19 protein-coding genes are annotated in these 20,263 nt (G+C 64.4%); 9 read left to right on the top strand and 10 right to left on the bottom strand.

Translation table 11 applies throughout. From position 1 onward, the window contains the following. The first annotated feature begins 11 nt into the window (after window positions 1-11). Window positions 12-488, top strand: a complete 477-nt coding sequence (locus tag A3E1_RS39390; RefSeq protein ID WP_051104884.1) for a sigma factor-like helix-turn-helix DNA-binding protein — start codon at window positions 12-14, stop codon at window positions 486-488. Between the two features lies 1 nt (window position 489). Then, window positions 490-1,236, top strand: coding sequence for a hypothetical protein (locus tag A3E1_RS0107660; RefSeq protein ID WP_020520166.1), 747 nt, complete (start codon window positions 490-492; stop codon window positions 1,234-1,236). Here the strand turns inward: A3E1_RS0107660 and A3E1_RS0107655 are convergent, their stop codons facing one another. Beyond that, complete coding sequence (locus A3E1_RS0107655) at window positions 1,237-3,411, bottom strand: M28 family peptidase (protein WP_322786253.1); 2,175 nt, start codon at window positions 3,409-3,411, stop codon at window positions 1,237-1,239. 63 nt (window positions 3,412-3,474) lie between these two features. On the opposite strand from A3E1_RS0107655, the gene A3E1_RS39385 reads away from it, so the two are divergent. Then, on the top strand, window positions 3,475-4,263 hold the full coding sequence (locus tag A3E1_RS39385) for an alpha/beta fold hydrolase (RefSeq protein ID WP_040390627.1): 789 nt from the start codon (window positions 3,475-3,477) through the stop codon (window positions 4,261-4,263). Continuing rightward, entirely contained in the window at window positions 4,256-4,795 is a 540-nt protein-coding gene (locus A3E1_RS0107645) for a TetR/AcrR family transcriptional regulator (RefSeq protein ID WP_211215886.1), read from the top strand. The genes A3E1_RS39385 and A3E1_RS0107645 overlap by 8 nt, the downstream gene beginning before the upstream one ends. Here the strand turns inward: A3E1_RS0107645 and A3E1_RS0107640 are convergent. From A3E1_RS0107640 to A3E1_RS0107620, 5 genes are read right to left on the bottom strand one after another with little or no spacing between them, the layout of a single operon-like run. Then, entirely contained in the window at window positions 4,782-5,939 is a 1,158-nt protein-coding gene (locus A3E1_RS0107640; protein ID WP_020520162.1) for an acyl-CoA dehydrogenase family protein, read from the bottom strand. The genes A3E1_RS0107645 and A3E1_RS0107640 overlap by 14 nt on opposite strands. After that, on the bottom strand, window positions 5,936-7,771 hold the full coding sequence (locus A3E1_RS0107635; RefSeq protein WP_020520161.1) for an acetyl/propionyl/methylcrotonyl-CoA carboxylase subunit alpha: 1,836 nt from the start codon (window positions 7,769-7,771) through the stop codon (window positions 5,936-5,938). Before A3E1_RS0107635 ends, A3E1_RS0107640 begins: the two co-directional genes overlap by 4 nt. Next, the gene (locus tag A3E1_RS0107630; protein WP_020520160.1) at window positions 7,768-9,312 is read right to left on the bottom strand and encodes an acyl-CoA carboxylase subunit beta; all 1,545 of its coding nucleotides are present in this window, start codon (window positions 9,310-9,312) and stop codon (window positions 7,768-7,770) included. Before A3E1_RS0107630 ends, A3E1_RS0107635 begins: the two co-directional genes overlap by 4 nt. Further along, on the bottom strand, window positions 9,309-10,952 hold the full coding sequence (locus tag A3E1_RS0107625) for an acyclic terpene utilization AtuA family protein (RefSeq protein WP_020520159.1): 1,644 nt from the start codon (window positions 10,950-10,952) through the stop codon (window positions 9,309-9,311). The genes A3E1_RS0107630 and A3E1_RS0107625 overlap by 4 nt, the downstream gene beginning before the upstream one ends. Then, window positions 10,949-11,734, bottom strand: a complete 786-nt coding sequence (locus tag A3E1_RS0107620) for a TIGR03084 family metal-binding protein (RefSeq protein ID WP_020520158.1) — start codon at window positions 11,732-11,734, stop codon at window positions 10,949-10,951. The genes A3E1_RS0107625 and A3E1_RS0107620 overlap by 4 nt, the downstream gene beginning before the upstream one ends. Window positions 11,735-11,785: 51 nt before the next feature. On the opposite strand from A3E1_RS0107620, the gene A3E1_RS0107615 reads away from it, so the two are divergent. Then, a complete protein-coding gene (locus tag A3E1_RS0107615) occupies window positions 11,786-12,418 on the top strand; it encodes a TetR/AcrR family transcriptional regulator (RefSeq protein ID WP_020520157.1) in 633 nt (210 codons plus the stop codon). Here A3E1_RS0107615 and A3E1_RS0107610 read toward each other — a convergent pair. Next, window positions 12,407-13,648, bottom strand: a complete 1,242-nt coding sequence (locus tag A3E1_RS0107610; protein WP_020520156.1) for a CehA/McbA family metallohydrolase — start codon at window positions 13,646-13,648, stop codon at window positions 12,407-12,409. The genes A3E1_RS0107615 and A3E1_RS0107610 overlap by 12 nt on opposite strands. Before the next feature lie 78 nt (window positions 13,649-13,726). After that, on the bottom strand, window positions 13,727-14,200 hold the full coding sequence (locus tag A3E1_RS0107605) for a hypothetical protein (RefSeq protein ID WP_020520155.1): 474 nt from the start codon (window positions 14,198-14,200) through the stop codon (window positions 13,727-13,729). A gap of 370 nt (window positions 14,201-14,570) precedes the next feature. Between A3E1_RS0107605 and A3E1_RS0107595 the strand changes: the two genes are divergently transcribed. From A3E1_RS0107595 to A3E1_RS39375, 3 genes are read left to right on the top strand one after another with little or no spacing between them, the layout of a single operon-like run. Continuing rightward, window positions 14,571-16,043, top strand: coding sequence for a phytoene desaturase family protein (locus A3E1_RS0107595; protein ID WP_020520153.1), 1,473 nt, complete (start codon window positions 14,571-14,573; stop codon window positions 16,041-16,043). Continuing rightward, complete coding sequence (locus tag A3E1_RS45950) at window positions 16,040-16,795, top strand: fatty acid desaturase (RefSeq protein ID WP_020520152.1); 756 nt, start codon at window positions 16,040-16,042, stop codon at window positions 16,793-16,795. Before A3E1_RS0107595 ends, A3E1_RS45950 begins: the two co-directional genes overlap by 4 nt. Further along, the gene (locus tag A3E1_RS39375; protein ID WP_020520151.1) at window positions 16,796-17,389 is read left to right on the top strand and encodes a TetR/AcrR family transcriptional regulator; all 594 of its coding nucleotides are present in this window, start codon (window positions 16,796-16,798) and stop codon (window positions 17,387-17,389) included. On the opposite strand, the gene A3E1_RS0107580 is transcribed toward A3E1_RS39375, so the two are convergent. Then, window positions 17,386-18,144, bottom strand: a complete 759-nt coding sequence (locus A3E1_RS0107580; protein WP_083929402.1) for an AfsR/SARP family transcriptional regulator — start codon at window positions 18,142-18,144, stop codon at window positions 17,386-17,388. The genes A3E1_RS39375 and A3E1_RS0107580 overlap by 4 nt on opposite strands. 112 nt (window positions 18,145-18,256) lie before the next feature. Between A3E1_RS0107580 and A3E1_RS39370 the strand changes: the two genes are divergently transcribed. Then, the gene (locus tag A3E1_RS39370; protein ID WP_157631387.1) at window positions 18,257-18,640 is read left to right on the top strand and encodes a hypothetical protein; all 384 of its coding nucleotides are present in this window, start codon (window positions 18,257-18,259) and stop codon (window positions 18,638-18,640) included. Between the two features lie 55 nt (window positions 18,641-18,695). On the opposite strand, the gene A3E1_RS39365 is transcribed toward A3E1_RS39370, so the two are convergent. Beyond that, a complete protein-coding gene (locus A3E1_RS39365) occupies window positions 18,696-20,252 on the bottom strand; it encodes a ricin-type beta-trefoil lectin domain protein (protein WP_020520148.1) in 1,557 nt (518 codons plus the stop codon). Window positions 20,253-20,263 lie beyond the last annotated feature (11 nt).

Genomic DNA, 20,263 nt, shown 5'->3' with positions numbered 1-20,263 from the left:
GTGTTGCGGGCATGACAACCGATGTGGTGCTGCCAATGAGCGCCTTCGTGGTGCGTGGCGAGCAAGGGTTCGAAGAGTTCTATACCGCGAATGTGCGTGGGCTGGTGGTTCAGCTTTACGCTTATCTGGGAGACCTTGACGCGGCAGAAACTGTTGCGCAGGAAGCACTTACGCGCGCGGCGATGCGCTGGCGCAAGCTGAGCAAGCGAGACGAGCCCACGGCGTGGGTGCGCCGCGAAGGCTGGCGCCTGGCGGCGGACCGCTTGAGGAAGCTGCCGGATCGGCCGAGCGAATCGTCTCTCGCCAACGCTCTCAAGGCTTTGCCGCCCAGGCAACGACAGTTCGTCATCCTGCATTACCTGGCCCGGCTTTCCCCGGCGCAGATTGCTCAAGAGCAAGACGTTGACCTGACAACGGTTCAGGACGCGCTCACTGCCGCACGGGCAGCCATCACCAGCCAGCTCACGCTCAACCAGAAAGGAAACTGACATGAACTACGAAGAGAACCCGATCAGCACGGCCTTTGGCGAGTTTGAGCAGGCGGTCGCGGTCAAGGTCGCGAGTGCCAAGACGGTCAAGGTTACGGCGGCGCACCGGGTGCGCAGACACACCATCATGCTGAGCATCGTGGGCGCGCTAGTGGCCGCTATGCCCGTCGGCGCTTATGCGGCTCTAAGCCTCGGCAACCAGGGCCCTCCCGCGGCGACAGCGGCCCCGTCAACGGTTGTGCCGTCAGCTCCAGCATCGGCTTTGCCCTCCGAAACACCGGCGCCGACCGTCAATAGGGAGCCGATCACCAAGGACATGTTCCTTCGCCAGCCCGTGCCGGTGCCGTCGTGGGGCAAGTGGAACGAGTCCTGTCCTTCCGGTGTCGTTGAGCTATCCGGCACCCTGCAAGAGGTTGTCGCCGTGGACCTCGACGGCGACGGCGAGCAGGAAGCGGTCGTTTTGCTGTGGTGCCAAAGCAACACGCAATCTGGTGTGACGCGGGTGCTCGGCTATGACGTCGACGAGACAGGCCGGCCGACCTTGCTCGGCCCGGCGATCACCGTCTCGGACAAGATTGGCGAGATCCAGTACATCCACGGCATCAGGGCGGGCAAGGACGGAAAGTCGTTCATAGCCAAGGTGGCCAACGACGTGACGACAGACGGAACTCCCACTATCAAACAGGATCGTGAGTACGCCTGGGACGGCACGGAGTTCGCCCAGATTGGCGGGCCGGCGAAGTTCTAGTTATTTGAGCTCATAGGTCTTGGAAACCAAGACCAGATCGCTAGCGTGCGATCCAGCCGCGTCCACGTCCGGTGGGCGCGGCTTGAATCCTGGCAAGGACTCCAGGCCATCGCTGCCGTCAGCGACCCGGATCTTGACGGCGGCGGTGGTCGAGAGCGTCAACTCGAGACCACTAGCCGGTGGGGCGTGGAAAAGCAGCGAGGTGGCGTTAACGGACTGTCCGCCAGCGGATTCGATGGTGCCGCCCTCGACCGTGATGTGGATCAGCCGCACCTGGCGCTGCGGGATGATGGTGACGGTCTTTCCGGCCCGGGTCACCTGAGCCGGAGGCAACGTGGCCACAGCGGCCGGGCCGGTCCACTTCGCGTGCAAAGCGGGGAAGGCGGCGGCGCTGTCTTCTTTGGACACGAACTGCTTGGTGTACGCCCCTGGGCTCGCTTCGGTCGTGGCCCAGACCGCGCTGTTGCTGTCGGTGTCCACGGCATACATGAGCTGACTCGGCATCGGGCGCCGTGCGTCAAACGGATTGAGCACCAAACCAGCCGTGGTCAGCACCACGACAGCCAGCACCAGTGAACGCAGGGCCCACGGCACCGGTGGCAGTTCTTCCAGCATCGGCAACAGGGCGAGCCCGAGCAGGATCGCGAACAAGGCGGGCGCGGCAGCCGTCGCGAGCCCGAGGGCGGGGAAGAACAACGTCACGGTGGGCGCCAGGATCACGACGGCGATCACCCCGGCCGCGAACCGGGCGGCGATGTGACCGGCCAGTCCAGCAAGGCCTCCGGCCAGCGCGGGCAACGCGGTCAGATAGGAGCCACCCGGCACGGTGGCCGCCATGAGCATGCCGAACAGGGCTAGCCAGACGAGACCGCCGATGCTCGCACTTACCTTTCCGAACCTTCGGCTTATCACGGCGTACCCGCTGATCAGGATTATCAAAACCAGCGCGACCACCGACCACCGGAACCAAACCGGCCACCAGGGGTCGATCATGTTGGTAAATCCGGGTCTTAGCCAGGTGAGGATGGTCCAGTAAAGCTGGGCCGCGGCGACGGTCACGATGATGGGCAAGGCGGTGAGCGCACTGCTGATCACGATGTTCTTGACGGTGCTCTGTCCACCGCGGACAGACCACCAGGCGAACGCGGCGACAGCCAGCACGGCGAGAATAGCCAACGGCCACACCAAAATATCGGGGTACGTGATGAGCACTCCCAGCGCCGGGAAGTAAGTGGCGTCGGGACCGCTCGGGGCGCGCAGATCAGTGAGATCCCCGGAACCAAAGGATCGGGTCAGGGCGAGCAAGTTGTCGCCGTGGTGCTGCAGGCTCCGCTGATCCATGCGGTCAGCGGTGTCCTGTGCCTTGTGATAGGCCGCCTGCCCGTCGATATAGGCGGTGTTGAGCCCCGTGAACCGTGAGCTGTCGCGGAACGGGCTGAAGTCGGTGTCGTTGGGCAGGATGCGATAGACCTCGACGGCGAAGCTCGTGCCGACCGGGTGGGGTGCGTGCTTTCCATACACGCCAACGACTCCTGCGTTTCCGGCCGACGTCTCGAACATGATGGCCGGGCCGCTGCTGCCCCGGGCTTCGACGTTGAGCACGACGCCACCGTCGCGGGCGAGCGGATGCTGCGCCACGAAAGCCTCGGCGCCGCAAAGGCAGGCTTCTTCAGCGTCCGTGAGCACGAGCACGACGTCGTTGCGGGGAGCGGGCCCAAGCTTTAGCGCCCGGACTGTTTCGAGAATCGTGGACACCCCGGCGCCATCGTCGTTGGCACCCGGTCCGGTTTGGACAGAGTCGTAGTGCGCGACGAGGAAAACGCGGCCGGTTGAGTCCTGCCCCGGGATCACCGCGACGACATTGCGCACGCGGGCGGCGGCGACCTCGTCATCGGAGCGCGAAACCCCAACGGTGTCTTGGATTTGCGGATCGAGCCCGAGCCCGCGCAGAGTCGTGACCAGGTATTCGCGAACGGTATCGTTCGCTGGGCTGCCAGCCACGTGCGTCGCTTGGCTGACCTGCCGCACGTGGGTGAAAGCCCGTGCCGCGCTGAACTCCTGCGCAGGGGTGTCCGCGCCTCGCGCCGACGGCGGAAGCACCGACAGCACCACCCATGCACCGATCAAGGCCAGCCCAACGAGCGCGGCCACCGACATCATCGTCCTCTTCGACACCCCGTCATCGTGCCAGATCCCGGAGCCTATGGCGCGTTGCTGACAGAAATTCTAATATGGCCCATGCGCCTAGTCATGGAAGATGGGGTGGAGCTGGCCATCCGGGAAAGTGGGCGGTCAGATAGCCCGGTTGTCCTTTGCGTGCATGGGTTTCCAGACAATTCCCGGCTCTGGGATGCCATCGCCACGGATCTGAGCGAGGACTTCCGTGTCGTGGTCTATGACGTTCGCGGGGCGGGGGAATCAGACCGTCCTAACCAGACGGCCGCCTACCGGCTGGAGCGGCTCGGCAAAGACCTGATCGCGGTCGCTAAGGCGGTCTCGGCTCAGCCGGTGCATCTGCTCGCCCACGACTGGGGCTCGATCCAGGCTTGGTATGCCTTGCGGCTGGGGCTCCGGGTCGCTTCGTTTACCACCATTTCCGGGCCAGACCTCGACCACGCGGGGGACTGGGTGCGCTCGCTCGCCCGCCAGCCCAGGCAGTGGGGGCTATTGCTCGGTCAGGTGCTTTCCTCGGCGTACCTGCTGATGTTTCAGGTTCGGGGTGCGGCCGAGCTGTTGTCGCGGACGGGCCTGTTGCACCGGATGATCGGGCACCGCGTTGATCATCAGGATGTGCGCTACGGGCTCAAGCTCTACCGGGCTGGCATGTTGGCTCGTCTCGCGCGCCCGCGACCGTCCACCGTGGACGCGCGGGTGCAGGTGCTCATTCCGACCCGTGATCGCTTCGTGAAAGAGCAAGTCCAGCACGTACGCGGGGCGAGCGTGCACCGGATCGCCGAGGGTCACTGGCTGCCCCTGACGCAGCCCGCCTACGTCGCACAGAAGGTCAGGGAGTTCGCGCATGGCTAGACGAATGGCCCCGGAGTTACGTAAGCGCCACCTCATCGAGGTGGCGTTGACCCTGTTCGCCCAGAAGCCACCTGAGCAGGTGTCGATCGATGACATCGCTGAGCACGCCAACGTGTCCCGACCGTTGGTGTACCGGTACTTTCCGAGCACGGCAGCCATTCACGTCGCGGCACTGGAACGGGCGACCGAGGAGTTGCGCGGTCGCTGGACCGGGGACCTTAAGGCGGCGGTGACCGCGTTCGTGGACTTCGCCAGCGACTACGCCCCGGCCTACTGCGCGTTGTTGCGCAGTGGTTCCGTGGTCAGCACGTCAGACACGGCAGCCCTGATCGACGGCGTGCGGGAACGCGCTTTGGCGATGATCACGAATGACGCGCCAGACCCATGGCTGACGCTCACGGTACGGTGCTGGATCGCGGTCGTGGAGGGGGCGACGCTGGCGTGGCTACAGCATCCGCACTGCGAACGCGACGAACTGGTCACCTGGCTGCTCGACCAGTTCGCCGCGATGACCTCGGTCAGTAGGATCTAGGCAGCCCAAGCGTTTGCTGTGCCACGAAGTTCAGGATCATCTCCCGGCTCACGGGCGCGATCCGGCTGACACGAGCGACGTTGATGAGGCTGCCCAGTCCATATTCGACGGTTAGGCCGTTGCCGCCGAGGCTGTGCACGGACTGGTCCACGGCTTTGACGGAAGCTTCCGCGGCGGCGTACTTGGCCATGTTCGCGGCTTCTCCCGCTGCGCGGTCGTCGCCGCTGTCGACGAGCCAAGCGGCCTTCTGCATCATCAGCCGCGCGAGCTCAATCTCGATCGCGGCGGCCGCCAAGGGATGCGCCAGTCCTTGGTGCGCGCCAATCGGCGTGCCCCAAACGGTGCGCTCCTTCATGTAGGACGTCGCGCGGGCGAGCGCATAACGGCCGATCCCGATCGACAGCGCCGCGACCATGATGCGTTCCGGGTTGAGCCCGGCGAAAAGCTGGGCCAGGTTGGCGTCTTCGCCGCCGACGATGGCGTCCGCGGGCAGTTTCACGTCATCAAGGAACACCATGAACTGCCGTTCGGTGGCGTTGAGTTCCATCTCGATCGGCTGCCACTGCAAGCCGGGCGCGTCCGTGGGCACGATGAACAACGCCGGGCGCAGGTAGCCCTCGGCAGAGGAGGTCCGCCCGACGACCATGATGGCGTCAGCGTTGTCGACGCCGGAGATGAAAACCTTGCGGCCGTTGAGAATGTAGCCGCCTTCGGGATCGGCTTGTCCTGTGGTCGTGATTTGGTGCGAGTTGGACCCGGCGTCCGGCTCGGTGATGGCGAACGCCATGATCTTCGAGCCGTCGGCGATGCTTGGCAGCCACTGCTCCTGCTGCTCACGTGTGCCATAGCGGGCGATGATGGTGCCACAGATAGCGGGCGAGACCACCATCATCAGCAACGGGCAGCCCGCCGCGCTGAGCTCTTCAAGCACCAGCGACAGTTCGTAGATCCCGGCCCCACCGCCGCCGAACTCCTCCGGGAGGTTCACGCCGAGGAAACCGAGCCGCCCCGCTTCGCGCCACAAGGCGTCAGCGTGCTTGCCCGCCTTAGCTTCCGCGCGCATGTAGTCGCGGCCGTAACTTTCGGCCAGCGCCTTGACGGCTTTGCGTAACTCTTTCTGCTCATCGGTTTCGGCGAAATTCACGGTTGCTCCTCCTCGGTGATGACGATCAGCGGGGTTCCTGCGTCGATCTGCTGTCCAGCTTGGACGGTCAGCTGGGTGACGGTCCCCGCTGCCGGGGCGGTCACGCTGTGCTGCATCTTCATGGCCTCAAGGCGCAGCAACGGTTGTCCCGCTTGGACTTTGTCGCCTTCGCTGACCAGAACTTCCGTCACGGTTCCGGGCATGGGCGCGCTAAGCGTTCCGGGTGCTTGTGTCTCGGTAGGCTCGGTGAACTTGGGCACCTTGCGCAGCGTCACCGAACCTTGAGCGCTGTCAACGAAAACTACATCGCCATAAGTGCTTATGCGGTACCGGTGCTGGACGTGGTTCACAGCGAGAATGACTTCGTCGCGGTCCGCACTGATCAACTCGATGCCGTCCGTGTCCAGGACGCCCCGGTTGAGCTGGAAGACGACGTCTATCTGTGCGCCATCCGGGCCGAGATAGGCGTGAGTGATCGGCTGCGACACCACGTTGCGGAACCCGGCCGGCCTGGACAGGGCAGCGGCGAGGGCCGCGTGCTTCACGTTTGCCGTTGCCGGGAACTGTTGCTGCTCAAGGAAAGACGTGTGTGCTCGCCCGTCGAGGAACACGGGATCGCGCAGGACGCTCACGAGCAGGCCGCGGTTGGTGGACGGGCCGTGCAGGATCGCTCGCTCTAGCGCACCGGCCAGCTTGGCCGCAGCGGCTGTACGCGTTGGGGCATGGCTGATTACCTTGGCCAGCATCGCGTCGTAGTGAGTCGAGACGACGTCGCCGCTGTCGTAACCACTGTCGACGCGCACGGGACCGATGACCTCAAAGCGATGCAACGGACCGGCTTGCGGGGTGAACGAGGCGTCCTCGGCATACAGGCGGGCCTCAATCGCATGGCCCTGGGGCGCCGGAGGTTCAGACGGCAGGGCGAGCCCATTAGCGATATCGAACTGCAGAGCCACCAAGTCGAGACCGGTCGCCGCTTCGGTGACGGGATGCTCCACCTGCAACCGCGTGTTCATTTCCAGAAAATAAAACCCAGACCCATCAGCTGGTACGAGGAACTCGACCGTCCCCGTACTGACATATCCCACCGCGCGAGCCGCCTCGCGGGCCGCCTCGAACAGCTTGTCCCGCAACCCGGGAAAGCGCTGCAGCAACGGCGATGGCGACTCCTCGATGACTTTCTGGTGCCGCCGCTGAATGGAGCATTCCCGCTCGCCCAGCGCCCACACCGTCCCGTGAGCGTCAGCCAGGACCTGCACTTCGATGTGGTGCGCGTCTTCGATATACGGCTCACAGAAGACAGTCGCGTCGCCAAAGGCGTTTAGTGCTTCGGCCTTGGCAAGGGTCAGCGCTTCGCCGAGTTCTTCGGGCGAGCGCACGATCCGCATGCCCCGGCCGCCACCGCCAGCGGAAGCCTTGACCAGCAACGGATAGCGGTCCGTTCCTTCGAGCACTGGAATCCCTAGACGAACCGCCAGTTCGCGCGCCTGCACCTTTGACGCCATCGCCTCGATGGCTTGCGGCGGCGGGCCGATCCAGATCAGGCCGGCGTCTTGCACCGCCTTGGCGAAGTCGGCGTTCTCGGACAGGAATCCGTAACCGGGGTGGATGGCATTGGCGCCAGCCGACTTGGCGGCCTCAATGACACGTTCCTGGTTGAGGTAAGTCTCGGCCGGGGACGTGCCCTTGAGGTGAACGGCCAGATCGGCATATCGCTGATGGGTGTCCACATCAGAATGAACCGCGACGGTCCGCAAACCCGCGTCATGTGCCGTGCGGAAGATCCGGCGCGCGATCTCGCCCCGGTTGGCGACCAGAACGGAGGTGATCATAGCCGGAACACTCCATATCCCTGTGCGCCACGGAATTCCGTGCCGTGGATGACGTCGAGGCAGATCCCGAGCACGGTCCGCGTGTCGCGTGGATCGATGATGCCGTCGTCATAGAGCCGTCCCGACAGGAACATCGGCAGCGACTCGGACTCGATCTGTTGTTCCACCATCATGCGCATCGCGATCGCGCTGTCTTCGTCGAACTCGCGTCCCGCTGACGCAGCCGCCTGCCGGGCAACGATTTCGAGCACACCGGCGAGCTGTGCCGGCCCCATGACGGCGGACTTGGCGCTCGGCCAGGCGAACAAGAACCGTGGATCGTAGGCCCGCCCGCACATGCCGTAGTGCCCGGCGCCGTAGGACGCTCCGATGAGGACGGACAGGTGCGGCACGGTGCTGTTCGAAACGGCGTTAATCATCGCCGAGCCGTGTTTGATGATGCCGCCCTGCTCATACTGTGCTCCCACCATGTACCCGGTGGTGTTATGCAGGAACAGCAACGGAATGTTGGTCTGGTTGGCCAGCTGAATGAACTGCGCCGCCTTCTGCGACTCCTCGCTGAACAGCACGCCCCTGGCGTTGGCGAGCACCCCGATCGGATAGCCGTGCAGGCTCGCCCAGCCGGTGACCAAGCTGTCTCCGTAGAGCGGCTTGAATTCGTCGAACTCGGAGCCGTCGACGATCCGCTTGATGACCTCGCGCGGGTCGAACGGGATTCGCAAGTCGCTGGGAACGATATCCAGCAAGTCTTCTTCATTGAGCTTCGGCGGCGCGCTCGCGCGCGGACGGTGCTGGCGCCAGTTGAGCCGCTTAACGACTCGCCGCCCGATGCGGATGGCATCGTGCTCGTCAACGGCGAAGTAGTCGGCCAGACCGGACGTGCGAGCGTGCATTTCAGCTCCGCCAAGGGATTCCTCGTCGGACTCCTCGCCGGTCGCCATCTTCACCAGCGGTGGCCCACCAAGGAACACTTTGGACTGTTCCTTGATCATCACGACGTGGTCGGACATGCCGGGGATGTAGGCCCCGCCAGCGGTGGAGTTCCCAAACACCAGCGCGATCGTGGGAATGCCAGCCTTCGAAAGCCGCGTCAGATCCCGGAAGACCCGGCCGCCAGGAATGAAGATCTCCTTCTGCGACGGCAGATCCGCACCGCCCGACTCCACGAGACTGATAACCGGAAGCCGGTTCTCCAGCGCGATATCGTTGGCCCGGAAGATCTTCTTCAGCGTCCACGGGTTGCTGGCACCACCGCGCACGGTCGGGTCGTTGGCCACGATAAGGCACTCGACCCCCTCGACATGGCCGATGCCCGTAACCACACTCGCGCCGACGGGATAGTCCGTGCCCCAGGCCGCCAGTGGTGACAGCTCAAGGAACGGTGAACCCTCGTCGAGGAGCAGTTCGATGCGTTCGCGGGCCAGAAGTTTGCCCCGTTTGCGGTGCCGGTCCGTGTACTTCGGCCCACCGCCCGCGACCGCCTTCGCGTGCTCCTGTTCGAGCTCGGTCAGCTTCGCCAGCATGACTGCCCGGTCACTCATGTCAGCTCCTCCGGGATGTCGATCTCACACGCTCGCAGCTGTTCGCCGAGCGCCTTGGCCTGCGGGTCGAAGCGGGTGCTAGACGACACGCCTTCGCCGAGAAGCCCCCGGCATACAAAGTTGATGGCGCGCAGGTTAGGCAGGAGGTACCTGTCCACTTCGGACACTTCCGGGAGCAGCTCGCGGAGCTTGTCTTCCGTGAGCGTCTCCGCCAGCCAGGCGTAGGCCTCATCCGTCTGTACCCACACGCCAACATTGGCGTCGCCGCCCTTGTCACCCGAGCGCGCGCCGACGATGCTTCCCAGCGCCACTCGCCTCGTCGCACCGCTTCTGCTTCCCGTCGGGCCTTCGGCTCCCGCGCCGGCTTCGCTACCGGTGTCCGCTGCGTAAGGCGTGGCGGGGGAAGGGTGCGCGGGGGAAAGTGCGGCGGGAAGCGCCGACGCGTCGGTGGGGGTAGGTGGGACGGTCAGGCGAGTGCCGGTGTGCAAGACAGCGGTGTGCTCCACGGTCGACGCCTCGACGAAAGCCGCTGTGTAGACACCGTAGGGAGAGGCGTCGCCGGGCGGGGCGGTGACATGGAAGCCGGGATAGGACGCGAGCGCGAGCTCGATGGCGGCGCTGCTGAAGGCGCGGCCCGCGGCGGTCGGATCAGGGGACTTGAAGACGCAGCGCAACAGGTGGCCGTTGCGGACCCACTCGTAGGGACCGGGCAGTTGCGACTTCAGCCAGGCGATCTTCGCGTCGATGTCGAGCCCCGTGAGCACAAACTCGACGTGGTTGCGGAAACCGCCGATCCGGTTCAGGCAGACCTTCAGTGTCGACGGCGGAGCTGAACCGCGCACGCCACTAATACGAACCCGGTCCGGTCCGTCGTCGGAAAGCACGATGGTGTCGAAGTGCGAGACCACGTCGGGGCCAAGGTAACGCGGTGAGTCGATCTCGTAGAGCAGTTGCGCCGTAACGGTTCCCACGGTCACGGCACCACCGGTCCCGGGGTGCTTGGTGATGACCGAGGAACCGTCGGCGTGCACTTCGGCGATCGGGAAGCCAAGGGGCTTGGACAGATCAAGCGACTGGAAGAACGAGTAATTGCCACCAGTCGCTTGCGTGCCGCACTCCAGCACGTGCCCGGCGACGGTCGCGCCGGCGAGGGCGTCAAAGGAGTCTCTGTCCCAGCCGTGATGCGCGGCAGCGGGGCCGAGCGTCAGCGAGGCATCCGTGACGCGCCCGGTGACGACCACGTCGGCGCCCGCCTTGAGACAGTCCGCGATTCCCCAGCCGCCCAGATAAGCGTTGGCCGTGAGGTGGTTAGGGAACCGTTCGGTGAGGTCGTCACCTTCCACATAGGACACTTTGGCGCCGGTGCCCAGCTCGTCGAGGGCCTGAGCGAGGGCGGCCGGCTTCAGGCCACCGGCGTTGCTGACGATTTTGACACCGCGTTCGAGGGCGAGCCCCAGGTTCTGCTGCATCTGCTTCAGGAAGCTTTTCGCGTACCCACTGGAGGATCTTCCGAGAATGAGCATCGTGAGCTCGGCTAGATAGTCGCCGGTGAGCACATCGATCTGCCCACCGGTGAGCATCTCGCGAACGGCGCTAAAGCGGTCCCCGTAAAAGCCGGACGCGTTGCCAATGCGGATCATTGTGCCGCCCGGCCCTGTCCCGGCGGTCCGGCGAACGCCTGGGCGATGTCGAGCCACTGGTCGGCTTCGGCCCCTGTGGCGATGAGGGAGAGGTTGGCCCGGTTACGCCGTTGTGTTGCCAGCAAACAGAAGTCGAGTGCCGGTCCGGCCACCCGGTTAGTGGCGTCGGGGGGTCCCCACGTCCACACCGTGCCGTCTGGTGCCCCGAGTTCGATGAGGAATTCGCTGTCGGGCACGGGCATGCCGTGGACTCCAAAGGCAAAGTCCCGCGTGCGCACCGCGAGAAACGCGATGTGCTTGAGGCGCCGCGTCGGTGTGCGCTCGACGTGCAGCGCGTCGGCTACATCTTGGCCATGTGCCCACGTCTCCATCAGACGTGCCGTCGCCATCGAGGTGGCGCTCATGCGCGTCCCGTACCAGGGAATCTTCGTCCCGTCCGGAACCTCGGCCAGCGTCGCGGCCAGTTCCGCCCGCCCCCGGCGCCACAGCGCGAGCAGTTGGCCGGGAGTGTGTGCGTCCACGCTGGCGTTGGCGGCGGTGTCGACGAACCCGGCGGGGTCGGCGGCCGCGGCGGCTAGCGAAGCGGCGAACTTGTCCTGATCGGACACCGCATAGCGGCTGACTTCATCGGTCCACGCGAGATGAGCGATCTGGTGGGAGATCGTCCAGCCGGGTGCGGGGGTAAGGGTGGCCCAGTCGGACGTGGGCAGTGCGGCCACGAGCCGGTCCAGGTCTTCGCTCTCGTCGTGCAGGTCGGCGAGCACACCGTTAAGGGCGGACATGGAGCAAGGCTAGTTACTGACCGCACGTACGGTCAAGGGTATGCTCTCGCTATGGCCGGACGCCGCGATGAAATTCTGGACGCCTTTGTGCGCAGTGTGGCCCGCCGTGGGTACGAGCGCACGAATTTTGCCGATCTTGCCTCCGAGCTGGGCATGTCCAAGGGCACGATCGTGCATCACTTCGGCACCAAGGACCAGCTGTTACGGGAGTTGCAGGAGCGATACATGCGCCAGCGGCTCGAGGAGGCCAAGCGCATCCTCGCCGTGACGCAAAGCGCGGCCGACCGGGTCGCCGCATTGATCTACGCCGGCGTCTTCTATCAGGCCTACCACCGGGATGAGGCGGTGGCGTTCCAGCGCGAGATCGTCCACTTGCGCGATAGCCCGGCACTGGAAGACGCGCGCAAGATGCGCCGCGAATATTCCGAACTCGTCACTGCCGTGGTGCGAGACGGGATGGCGGACGGAACGTTCCGTCCAGGCGACGCGGCGTTGATGGCGCTGATGTTCTACGGTTCCGTGCAGTGGATGTGGACGTGGTACGAGCCTGATGGCCGAGTCGCGCCGGAAGCCCTTGCGGCACAACAGGTTGACTTGGTCATGGGTGGTCTCATGGCGGGCTCCGCCGCGCCGCTCGACCACCCACGACTCGCGAAACTAGTCCACGGCGCCTTAGGGCTGTAGCCACCACGGGCTCGTGTAGGCCACGCCGTAGTCGTTGCACGGGTGCCCAGCGGGGCCGGGTGAAGCGTTGGCTTGCGTGGGATCGGAGACCCTCAGCACCACCCAGTTGCCGTCAGCCGCGTTGAGCGGAACGGCGAAGTTGGCGATGCTCCCCGACGTGAAGTCGACAACGTTGACCACCGTCGGTGCACTCGTGCCAGGCCGCAAAACCTGGATGCGCAAGGGTTTGCCGAACCAGTCGGGACCCCGGTCGAGGTCGAGGGAGAAGTTGACGACGCCGCTCGTGATGCCCAGCGTCCCTCCCATTTGGACACCGTTGGCGGTGGCGTTGACGCGCAGGCCCGACAGGCGGGTCGCGAAGAAACGCCTGGCGCGCATGGCTTCCTGAACTCCGGCGCGGGTGTTCTGGGCGACCCACAAACCGGTACGGCCCTTGCCCTCGGGGAACCCCCAGTTGGTGCCGTGCTCGTCGGTGACGCCGGTCAGGCCGGTACGCCAGCCCGCGTTGAGGCAGGCGACGAGTGGCGAGGTCTGCCCGTTGGACCAGCCGTCGAACAGATAGTCATCGCCGCGGTTGAAGATCTCCATCGCGACCATGTAGTTGCGGGCGGCTGAGGAGTAGCTGAAGTTGTTGAAACGCTGGACTTCCCGTCCTGGGTGGTTGAAGGAGGCGATGCCACCAGCGTTGGAGATCCAGTTGTAGAGGCGGCTCATGCTGCTGGACCCGCCGAGGTCGGTGAAGTTGGCGGTGAACCAGACGTTCACGTGACCGAGGGTCGGGTGTGACCACTCGAACCCGCGGATCGCCGTGTAGTTGCCGGGATCATCGGCAGCGCCAGCCAAGACGTTGGTGCGGTCCCATTCCGAGCGGGACAGCCCGTTGATGGCGAACAGCGTGGTGTGATCGGTCAGTGCGGCAACGTCGAGACCCGCGGAACGCATGGAGGCGAAGGCGTTCTCGGGGCTTCCGTCGCCGTCGGACATGACGGTGTGGTTGTGCATGTCAGCATGCACCAGCGTGGTGCCCTGGGTTAGCGCCGACGTGCGCGACGCGCCATAGGCGGGCAGGTTAGCGCCCATGGGCCCGGAGGCGACCTGGGTGCGAGCGGCTTGTGCGGTGCCCGGGGCGGCGGCGAGAACCAGCAAGCCTCCGGCACCGGCGATCAGGGAACGCCGGCCAAGCGCGCTGTGATCGTGTGCGTGGGGATGGTCATGGTGGTGGGCACTCATGGCCGTTAGTGGACCGAACAAGCGGACAATATCGCAATAGGTCGATTCTTAATTAAACTGCCCGAAGTTTGTTGTTCATCATATTCGGGTGAACGTCATGATCCAGTTTACCGGCCCCCACGTCTGGCCGTCGTCAAAGGAAAACGCCTGAGACCACTGGGCACCGGTCTGCGTGATGTTCTCCCACGTGAAGCGGACTTTAGCGGGCTGACCGCCAAACACATCGTCACCGGTGAAGACCCCGACGCCGTCAGTGAAGCGCCCTTCCACTGGCGGATCAAGGTGACCTGGACGGCCAGTCGAGGCCCACCAGATGCGCCAAACCTGTTGCTCTGGCTCGAAAAGGCGCAGTGACATGCCTTCGAAGTATTCGCCCGTCGGCAATGTCGTGACCATGAAGTCCACATTTCCCATGCCGCCGAGAATCGGGTTGGCCTCTTGCGTCGCCTCGAACTCCACCCACTCGATGCACTCGGGATCGAGAGTGTTGGCCAGCTTGCGATTGTGCACATGCCAGCGCCCGAAGAGGAAGTCAAAGTCAGTCTGTGCCATACCCGGGATCATGCCACCCCGGGTATGACAGCACGTGCCCTAAATGTGTTCTCTAACGTGTTCATGCCAGCCGAGACGTTCGGCGATGGCGCCTAAGGCGTAGAGACTTGGCGCATCGACGCGCTCTCTAAGCTCGGCCAGTATTGCTTCCGTAGTGCGGCTGCTGATGTGAAGCTGTCCAGCGGCCGCGCGAATGGTGTGTCCGGACAGCAGCAGCTGCAACAGCCTCTGCTCCCTGGGCCCAATGTCCAAAGTGCACCCCCGTGTCACTTTTCCCTGCCGTGGGCAATCACTGAGCATCATCGAGAAAGCCACCTAGGCCTGTCAAGGTCAGTTGTGCTGATCTATGGGAAGGGTCTACTTTGAACATATGTTCAGAACGAACGTTCAGAACCAGACCTGGGACGTCGCCATCATCGGTGGTGGCATGGCTGGAATGGGCGTTGCGCTGCGTCTTCAGGCGGCAGGGCAACGCACGGTGGTGCTGGAAGCCCACGGTCACGCGGGAGGATGCGCAGGATACTTCCGCCACAAGGGTTTTTCCTTCGATGTGGGTGCCACGACGCTGGTCGACTTCGAGCCCGGCGGCGTGGGCGCGGAGCTGCTCGATGTGGCGGGAATCACGGACTTCGCTGGCGAACAACTGCCGGGCTATGGCGCGTGGCTGCCTGATCGCAAAGTGACCTTGCACCGGGAAAACGCGCTGTGGCACCAAGAACGACTGCGAGCCTTCGGCGACAGTCCGGCGCACCGTGCTTTTTGGACCTTGCTCGATCGGCTGGCCGGAGTGTTTTGGAAGGCCAGCCGCAAGGGCGTACGCCTGCCGGTGCGCACGGGGCGGGACGTGCTTGCTGACCTGCGCGCGATCGGGCTGGACGGGCTGCCGCTGGCACGTTATGCAACGTGGACACTTGGCGATGCGTTGCGCCGCCATGGTTTACGCGAGCAGGACGCGCTCGTTGGCCTGCTCGGCATGCTCGTCGAGGACACCGTGCACAGCACCGTTGACGACGCGCCGCTGATCAACGCGGCTCTGGGCGTCACGATCAGAGGAGCGGGCCTGACCCGTCATCGCGGCGGCATGCACGGATTCTGGCGTGTGCTCGTGGCTCGCTATCGGGAGCTTGGCGGTGTGTTCCAGGCCGGGTGCCGGGTGCACAGTGTGTCGCCGGGGTTCGTGCTAGACACCCATCGCGGGCCGGTCCGTGCCCGCCAGGTCGTCAGCACCCTGCCCGCATCGCTTACAGCGCAAGTGATTCCGGCTCTAGCACCCCGGTTGCGCCGGTATGTCACGCGAGACGAGCCACATCTGGGCGGAGCTGCCGTCGTCTTTCTCGGCGTGCCAGAGTCCGAAGTGGACGGACAGCATTTCACCCACCATCAGCTGATGCACGACTACCGGGCACCCTTGGGGGAGGGCAACAACATGTTCATTTCGGTATCCAGTGCGGGCGACCATGACAGCGCACCCCCAGGACACCGGGCGGTGATGATTTCCACGCACACCGAGCTCGGCGGCTGGGACGGAACAGACTACGAACAGCGCAAGAAGGAACTCACCGAAACCCTTATCGCGCAAGCGCAGCGGGTCTACCCGCAGCTGGGGGAGCGAGCCGTCGTGTGCCAGACCGCAACGCCACGCACCTATGAGCACTTCACCAGCCGCCCGCGCGGAGCCGTGGCCGGAGTGAGGCAAACGTTGCGTAACACCAATCAGCGGGCGATCCCGCATCACCTTGGCATTGATGGTCTATGGATGGCGGGCGACACCACCTGGCCCGGACTCGGAACCGTCGCCTGTGTGCTGGGCAGCCGCATCGTGGCCGAAGGGATCCTGCGTTGATTACCGACGACCTCCTCGTGACGACCCGGGCACAGCGCATTGCCGCCCTGGCACGGCCCTTCATAGGTGTCGCTGTCTTCGCCTTCGTGGTGTGGCAGGGGTGGTGGTGGCTTACGCCCCTAGTCATGTTCGGCATCTTCGTCGCTGTCGTGACCGTCACGCATGACGTCGTGCACCGGGCGATCGGGCTCGGTCCTCAGGCGACCGAGTGGGCGCTGTTTTTCTGCGGGCTCGTGTTGCTGGAGAGCGGGCACGCGTACCGCATCACACACACGCAGCATCACAAGGTCTTTCCAGGACAAGACGATCCCGAGGGGTACCCAGCGAAGCTCTCCTTCATCGGAGCGATCTGCTATGGACCGGTGTTTCTCGGCAAGCTCTGGTGGTGGTCTTTCAAACGCGTGCCAGCACAACGCAAATGGCTCGTCGCCGAAGCACTCGTGCCGTTGACCGCACTGACCGTCGGGCTATTCGTGCCCGGCGTTCTGCTCTACGCGGCGCTCGCGATCGTTGGCAGCTGGGTGTATCCGCTGCTCACGGTTTACCTTCCGCATCACGGTTACGGCGATACGCCGTACACGCAAACGAGAACCCTGCGCGGGCGCATCATTCCGGCTATCTTCCTTGAGCTGACCTATCACCTCGAACACCACCTCTACCCCCAGGTGCCCAGTCACAAGCTCGCGGAATTGTCGCGGCGGCTCGACCCGGTGCTGGAAGCCGTGGGGGTCCGGCCCTGGAAGGTCCCCTAAGTGCCGCGTCCCGAAACCCGTGAGCGAATCATGCAAGCGACCGTGCGCACGCTGTCGGTTGAGGGCTACTCCAAAACCACGGCTCGTGCTATCGCCAAGACTGGCGGGTTCGCTCCCGGTGTCATCTACTACCACTTCGCCGATCTCGGCGACCTCTTCGCCGCCACGGCAACGTATACGAGCCAACGGCGGCTGGAGCGGTACCGCGCTGAGACAGCGGAAGTCAGTGGTGCCACCGATCTGATCGGCCGTCTTCGCGTGCTCTACCAAGAGGACGAGTCCAGTGGGCACATCGCCGCGATCCAGGAACTTGTCGCCGCAGCGGTAACCTCCCCGCAGCTGGCCGAAACGGTGCGTGCTGAAACGGCCCGCTGGCAGGAGTTCGCCGAGTCTGTCCTAAACGGACTGCTCGGCGAAAGCCCTCTGGCGGCCTTGCTTCCCGTGCCGGAGCTAGCAGCCGCCGCCGTGGCCACTTATCTCGGTTTGGAGATGCTCTCGCACCTGCACGCCGAACGGTATGGCGCACCCGCCATGTTCGACGCCGCCACGCGGCTAGCCCCGCTCCTAGATACCATCCTTGCCAGCGACAGTTAGATGGCGGCGCCGGATAGGACGGCGTGGTGCAGATCGCAGAGCCGCTTGCCCGGCTCCACTCCGTAAAGCTCGCTCAGGGTCCGGTGGGTGTCGCGGAACACTCGCAGGGCTTCGGTCTGCAGGTCACACCGCGTGAACGCCCGCATAAGCAGGCAGGCCAAGGGTTCCGAGCCCGGGCTTTGGGCGTGCAACGCGGATAGCTCGTCGACTATCACCCGGTGCATGCCGAGCTGAAGCTCCAGCTCGAAACGCTCCACGATCGCGATCGTCCGCTGCGTCTCCAGCGAGGCGCGCATGGCTGAGAACCACGCGCCTTGCAGGCCAGCCAAAGGCTCATCACGCCAAAGCGCCAGCCCTTCGCGCAACAGGTGGACCTGCTGTTGACTGCCACTCACGAGCCGGGCGTCAGCCACGATCCGGCGGAACCTAAACACGTCAACCGATTCGTCCTCCAGCGTCATGCTGTAACCATTGCTGCTTTTGATGCCAACGCCTGGCACGCTGGCGAGTCTCGATCGCAGCCGGGCCACGTAGTTGTAAAGAAGTTCGCGCGCGCGGGTGGGTGGTTCCGTCCCCCAGACCCGGTCAATCACCGTGCTTGCTGAGATGTGCTGCCCCTGACCAAGAGCGAGGACAGCTAGAATGCCGCGTTGTTTATTGGGGCCAAGGTCGATCTCACTGCCTTCAAACCACAGACTTGGCCGTCCAAAAAGGACCAATGACGTCCTCAAGTGTGTTGCCCCCGTTTGCAACATAGTTGTATATGAGATCGATTATGGAACATCGATGTGTAAGGCAATGATATCCATCGCTGATGCTTGTACTGCAACGCTTTCAGTTGCGCAAAGACGCACGAAGGGAGATTTCGTGAAACGACTCGCATCAGTGCTACTGGCGGCAGCTATCGCGGTCGGCGTGATGGCGGTGCCGACAGCGGCGCAGGCTCAGAGCGGCGGTGGCTGCCTGCAGCAGAGGCTGAGTCCCTGCTCCAGCTACTCGAACTCGTATGGCCGGCAAAGCGGTGACTTCTATGTGAACTCTTGGGGTTCCGAGTGCACCGCGCAGGTCTATCTACGGACGAATGGCGTGCGCGTGTATCACTACACGGCGGTCATCGACCACCTCGGGCGCTATCCGGAGGTGCACAAGTACATCACCAGCACGGGATCGGGCCGCACGGAGGTCGAGTTCTTCACCTGCAGCGGATCGAGCCTGGGCTGGAAGTACAGCCCGTACATCTACTTCCCGTAACCGACGGCGAAGGCCGGCTGGGAAGGTCCCGGCCGGCCTTCGCTGTCAGGCTGTTTTAGTACACCCGGGAACCGATGAAGTCGTTGTATCCGTAGCCAACGGGGTTGGCGAAGTTGCGGGATTCGAACGACCACTGCTGCCGGGTTGAGGTGCCGCACGTTTGCAAGCGCAGGCGCGGCGCTCCGGAAGAGGGGCTGTCAAAAGCGAGGCACAGTCCGCTGTTGGTCGCCGGCTTGATCTGGTTGCCGGCGAAGACCCACTTCTGGTTGTTGCCACCGTGGCAGTCGTAGATGATGACTTCGGTGTTGGCGCTGATCGAGCCGCCACGCACGTCAAGGCAACGGTCGTGGGAGAGCTCGGAGTGCACGGACTGGCGGGTGGAGTCGTACCAGAAACCCTGGTTGCGTCCGCCGTGGCAAGTCCAGCTGACCTGTTTGGTGGCGTTGCGGGAGTTGTAGCCTTCACCGTCTGCGCAGCCACCTGTTCCGGCGTTGCGCAGCTGCTTGAACTCCATCAGCCCCGGGTAGAGCACACCCTGGCCGGTGGAAGCCGGGTCCACACAGGACGCTGTGGACAAGCCGGAGGTGAAGAACGCGGTCATGCACTGGGCGAACATGCCGTGGCCGCGGTAGTTCGGGTGGAACGATTGCCTCGCGGCGTTTTCGTCCCAGATGCCAACCTCGATGAACAGACCGCGCACTGAGGTGCTGTCAGTGCAGACTTCGTGGCCGTGGAAGAGCCGGCTCGCGTCGAGGTAGCGCACACTTTGGTTCTGGGCTGCCCTGCGCAGGGCCGTTTCGAACATCGGCACGGCCTTGTTGCGGGCGAAAGCGGCGTCGTGCAAGTAAATCAGACATCCGCCGCCGTACCAGCCGGGGAAGTTCGGGTTGTCTTCGACATCCGGCGAACCCGGGCTGGGGTAGGACATCAGCGCCAGCTCGTAGTCAGTCGCCAGGTAACCGGCTCTGGTCATGGTCTGCTTGACACTGGCCAGAACTTGCTCGACCTGCTGGCGGCTGCCGTCGGTGCGGATCGCCCACTGGTCGGTGTACGTGCCGTAGCACGGACCCTGGAAGAAGACTCGCTTGACCGCGCAGTCGGTGGCGACGGGTCCAAACTGGATGGTCCCTTCACCGTTGGCGCCCACGACGATCCAGATGAGCTTGACGTGTGTGTTGCGGGCCTTGATGGCAAGGTAGTCGCCCTGGTTTAGCTCGTTCCACTGGCGCTGGCCGGATCCCTCGATGAGGTGCACCGGCTGGCCGCCCGAGCAGGCCAGGTTGTATTGCGTGTCCGAGGGAATGCCAGTGCGGAAAACGGCCTGGTCATAGGAGCGGTCGCACCAGTTTCCATCTTGGTGCGTCCCTGGGACATAGTTGCCGACGCCTTCGCCCGAGATCTCGCTGTCTCCCATGGTGATGAGCGAGGTCTTGCGCTGTTCGATCGGCTTGATACCCGGGCTGCCGTACAGAGCGGTCGCTTCGCTGGCGCGAATGACTTCCAGATCTGCTGGCAGCGGCTGAATCGGGGGACGGGCCGCCGCCTGTGCCGCGGGGACCGGTAACGCGAGCCCTATCAGCAGGGCGGTGACTATGGCGGTTGATCGCCTCATCCGGGCTCCTT

This window comes from Catelliglobosispora koreensis DSM 44566 (genome assembly GCF_000379685.1).
Lineage (GTDB): Bacteria > Actinomycetota > Actinomycetes > Mycobacteriales > Micromonosporaceae > Catelliglobosispora > Catelliglobosispora koreensis.
The sequence above is the reverse complement of the archived record's forward strand: the minus strand, read 5'-3'. Positions and strand labels throughout refer to the sequence as shown.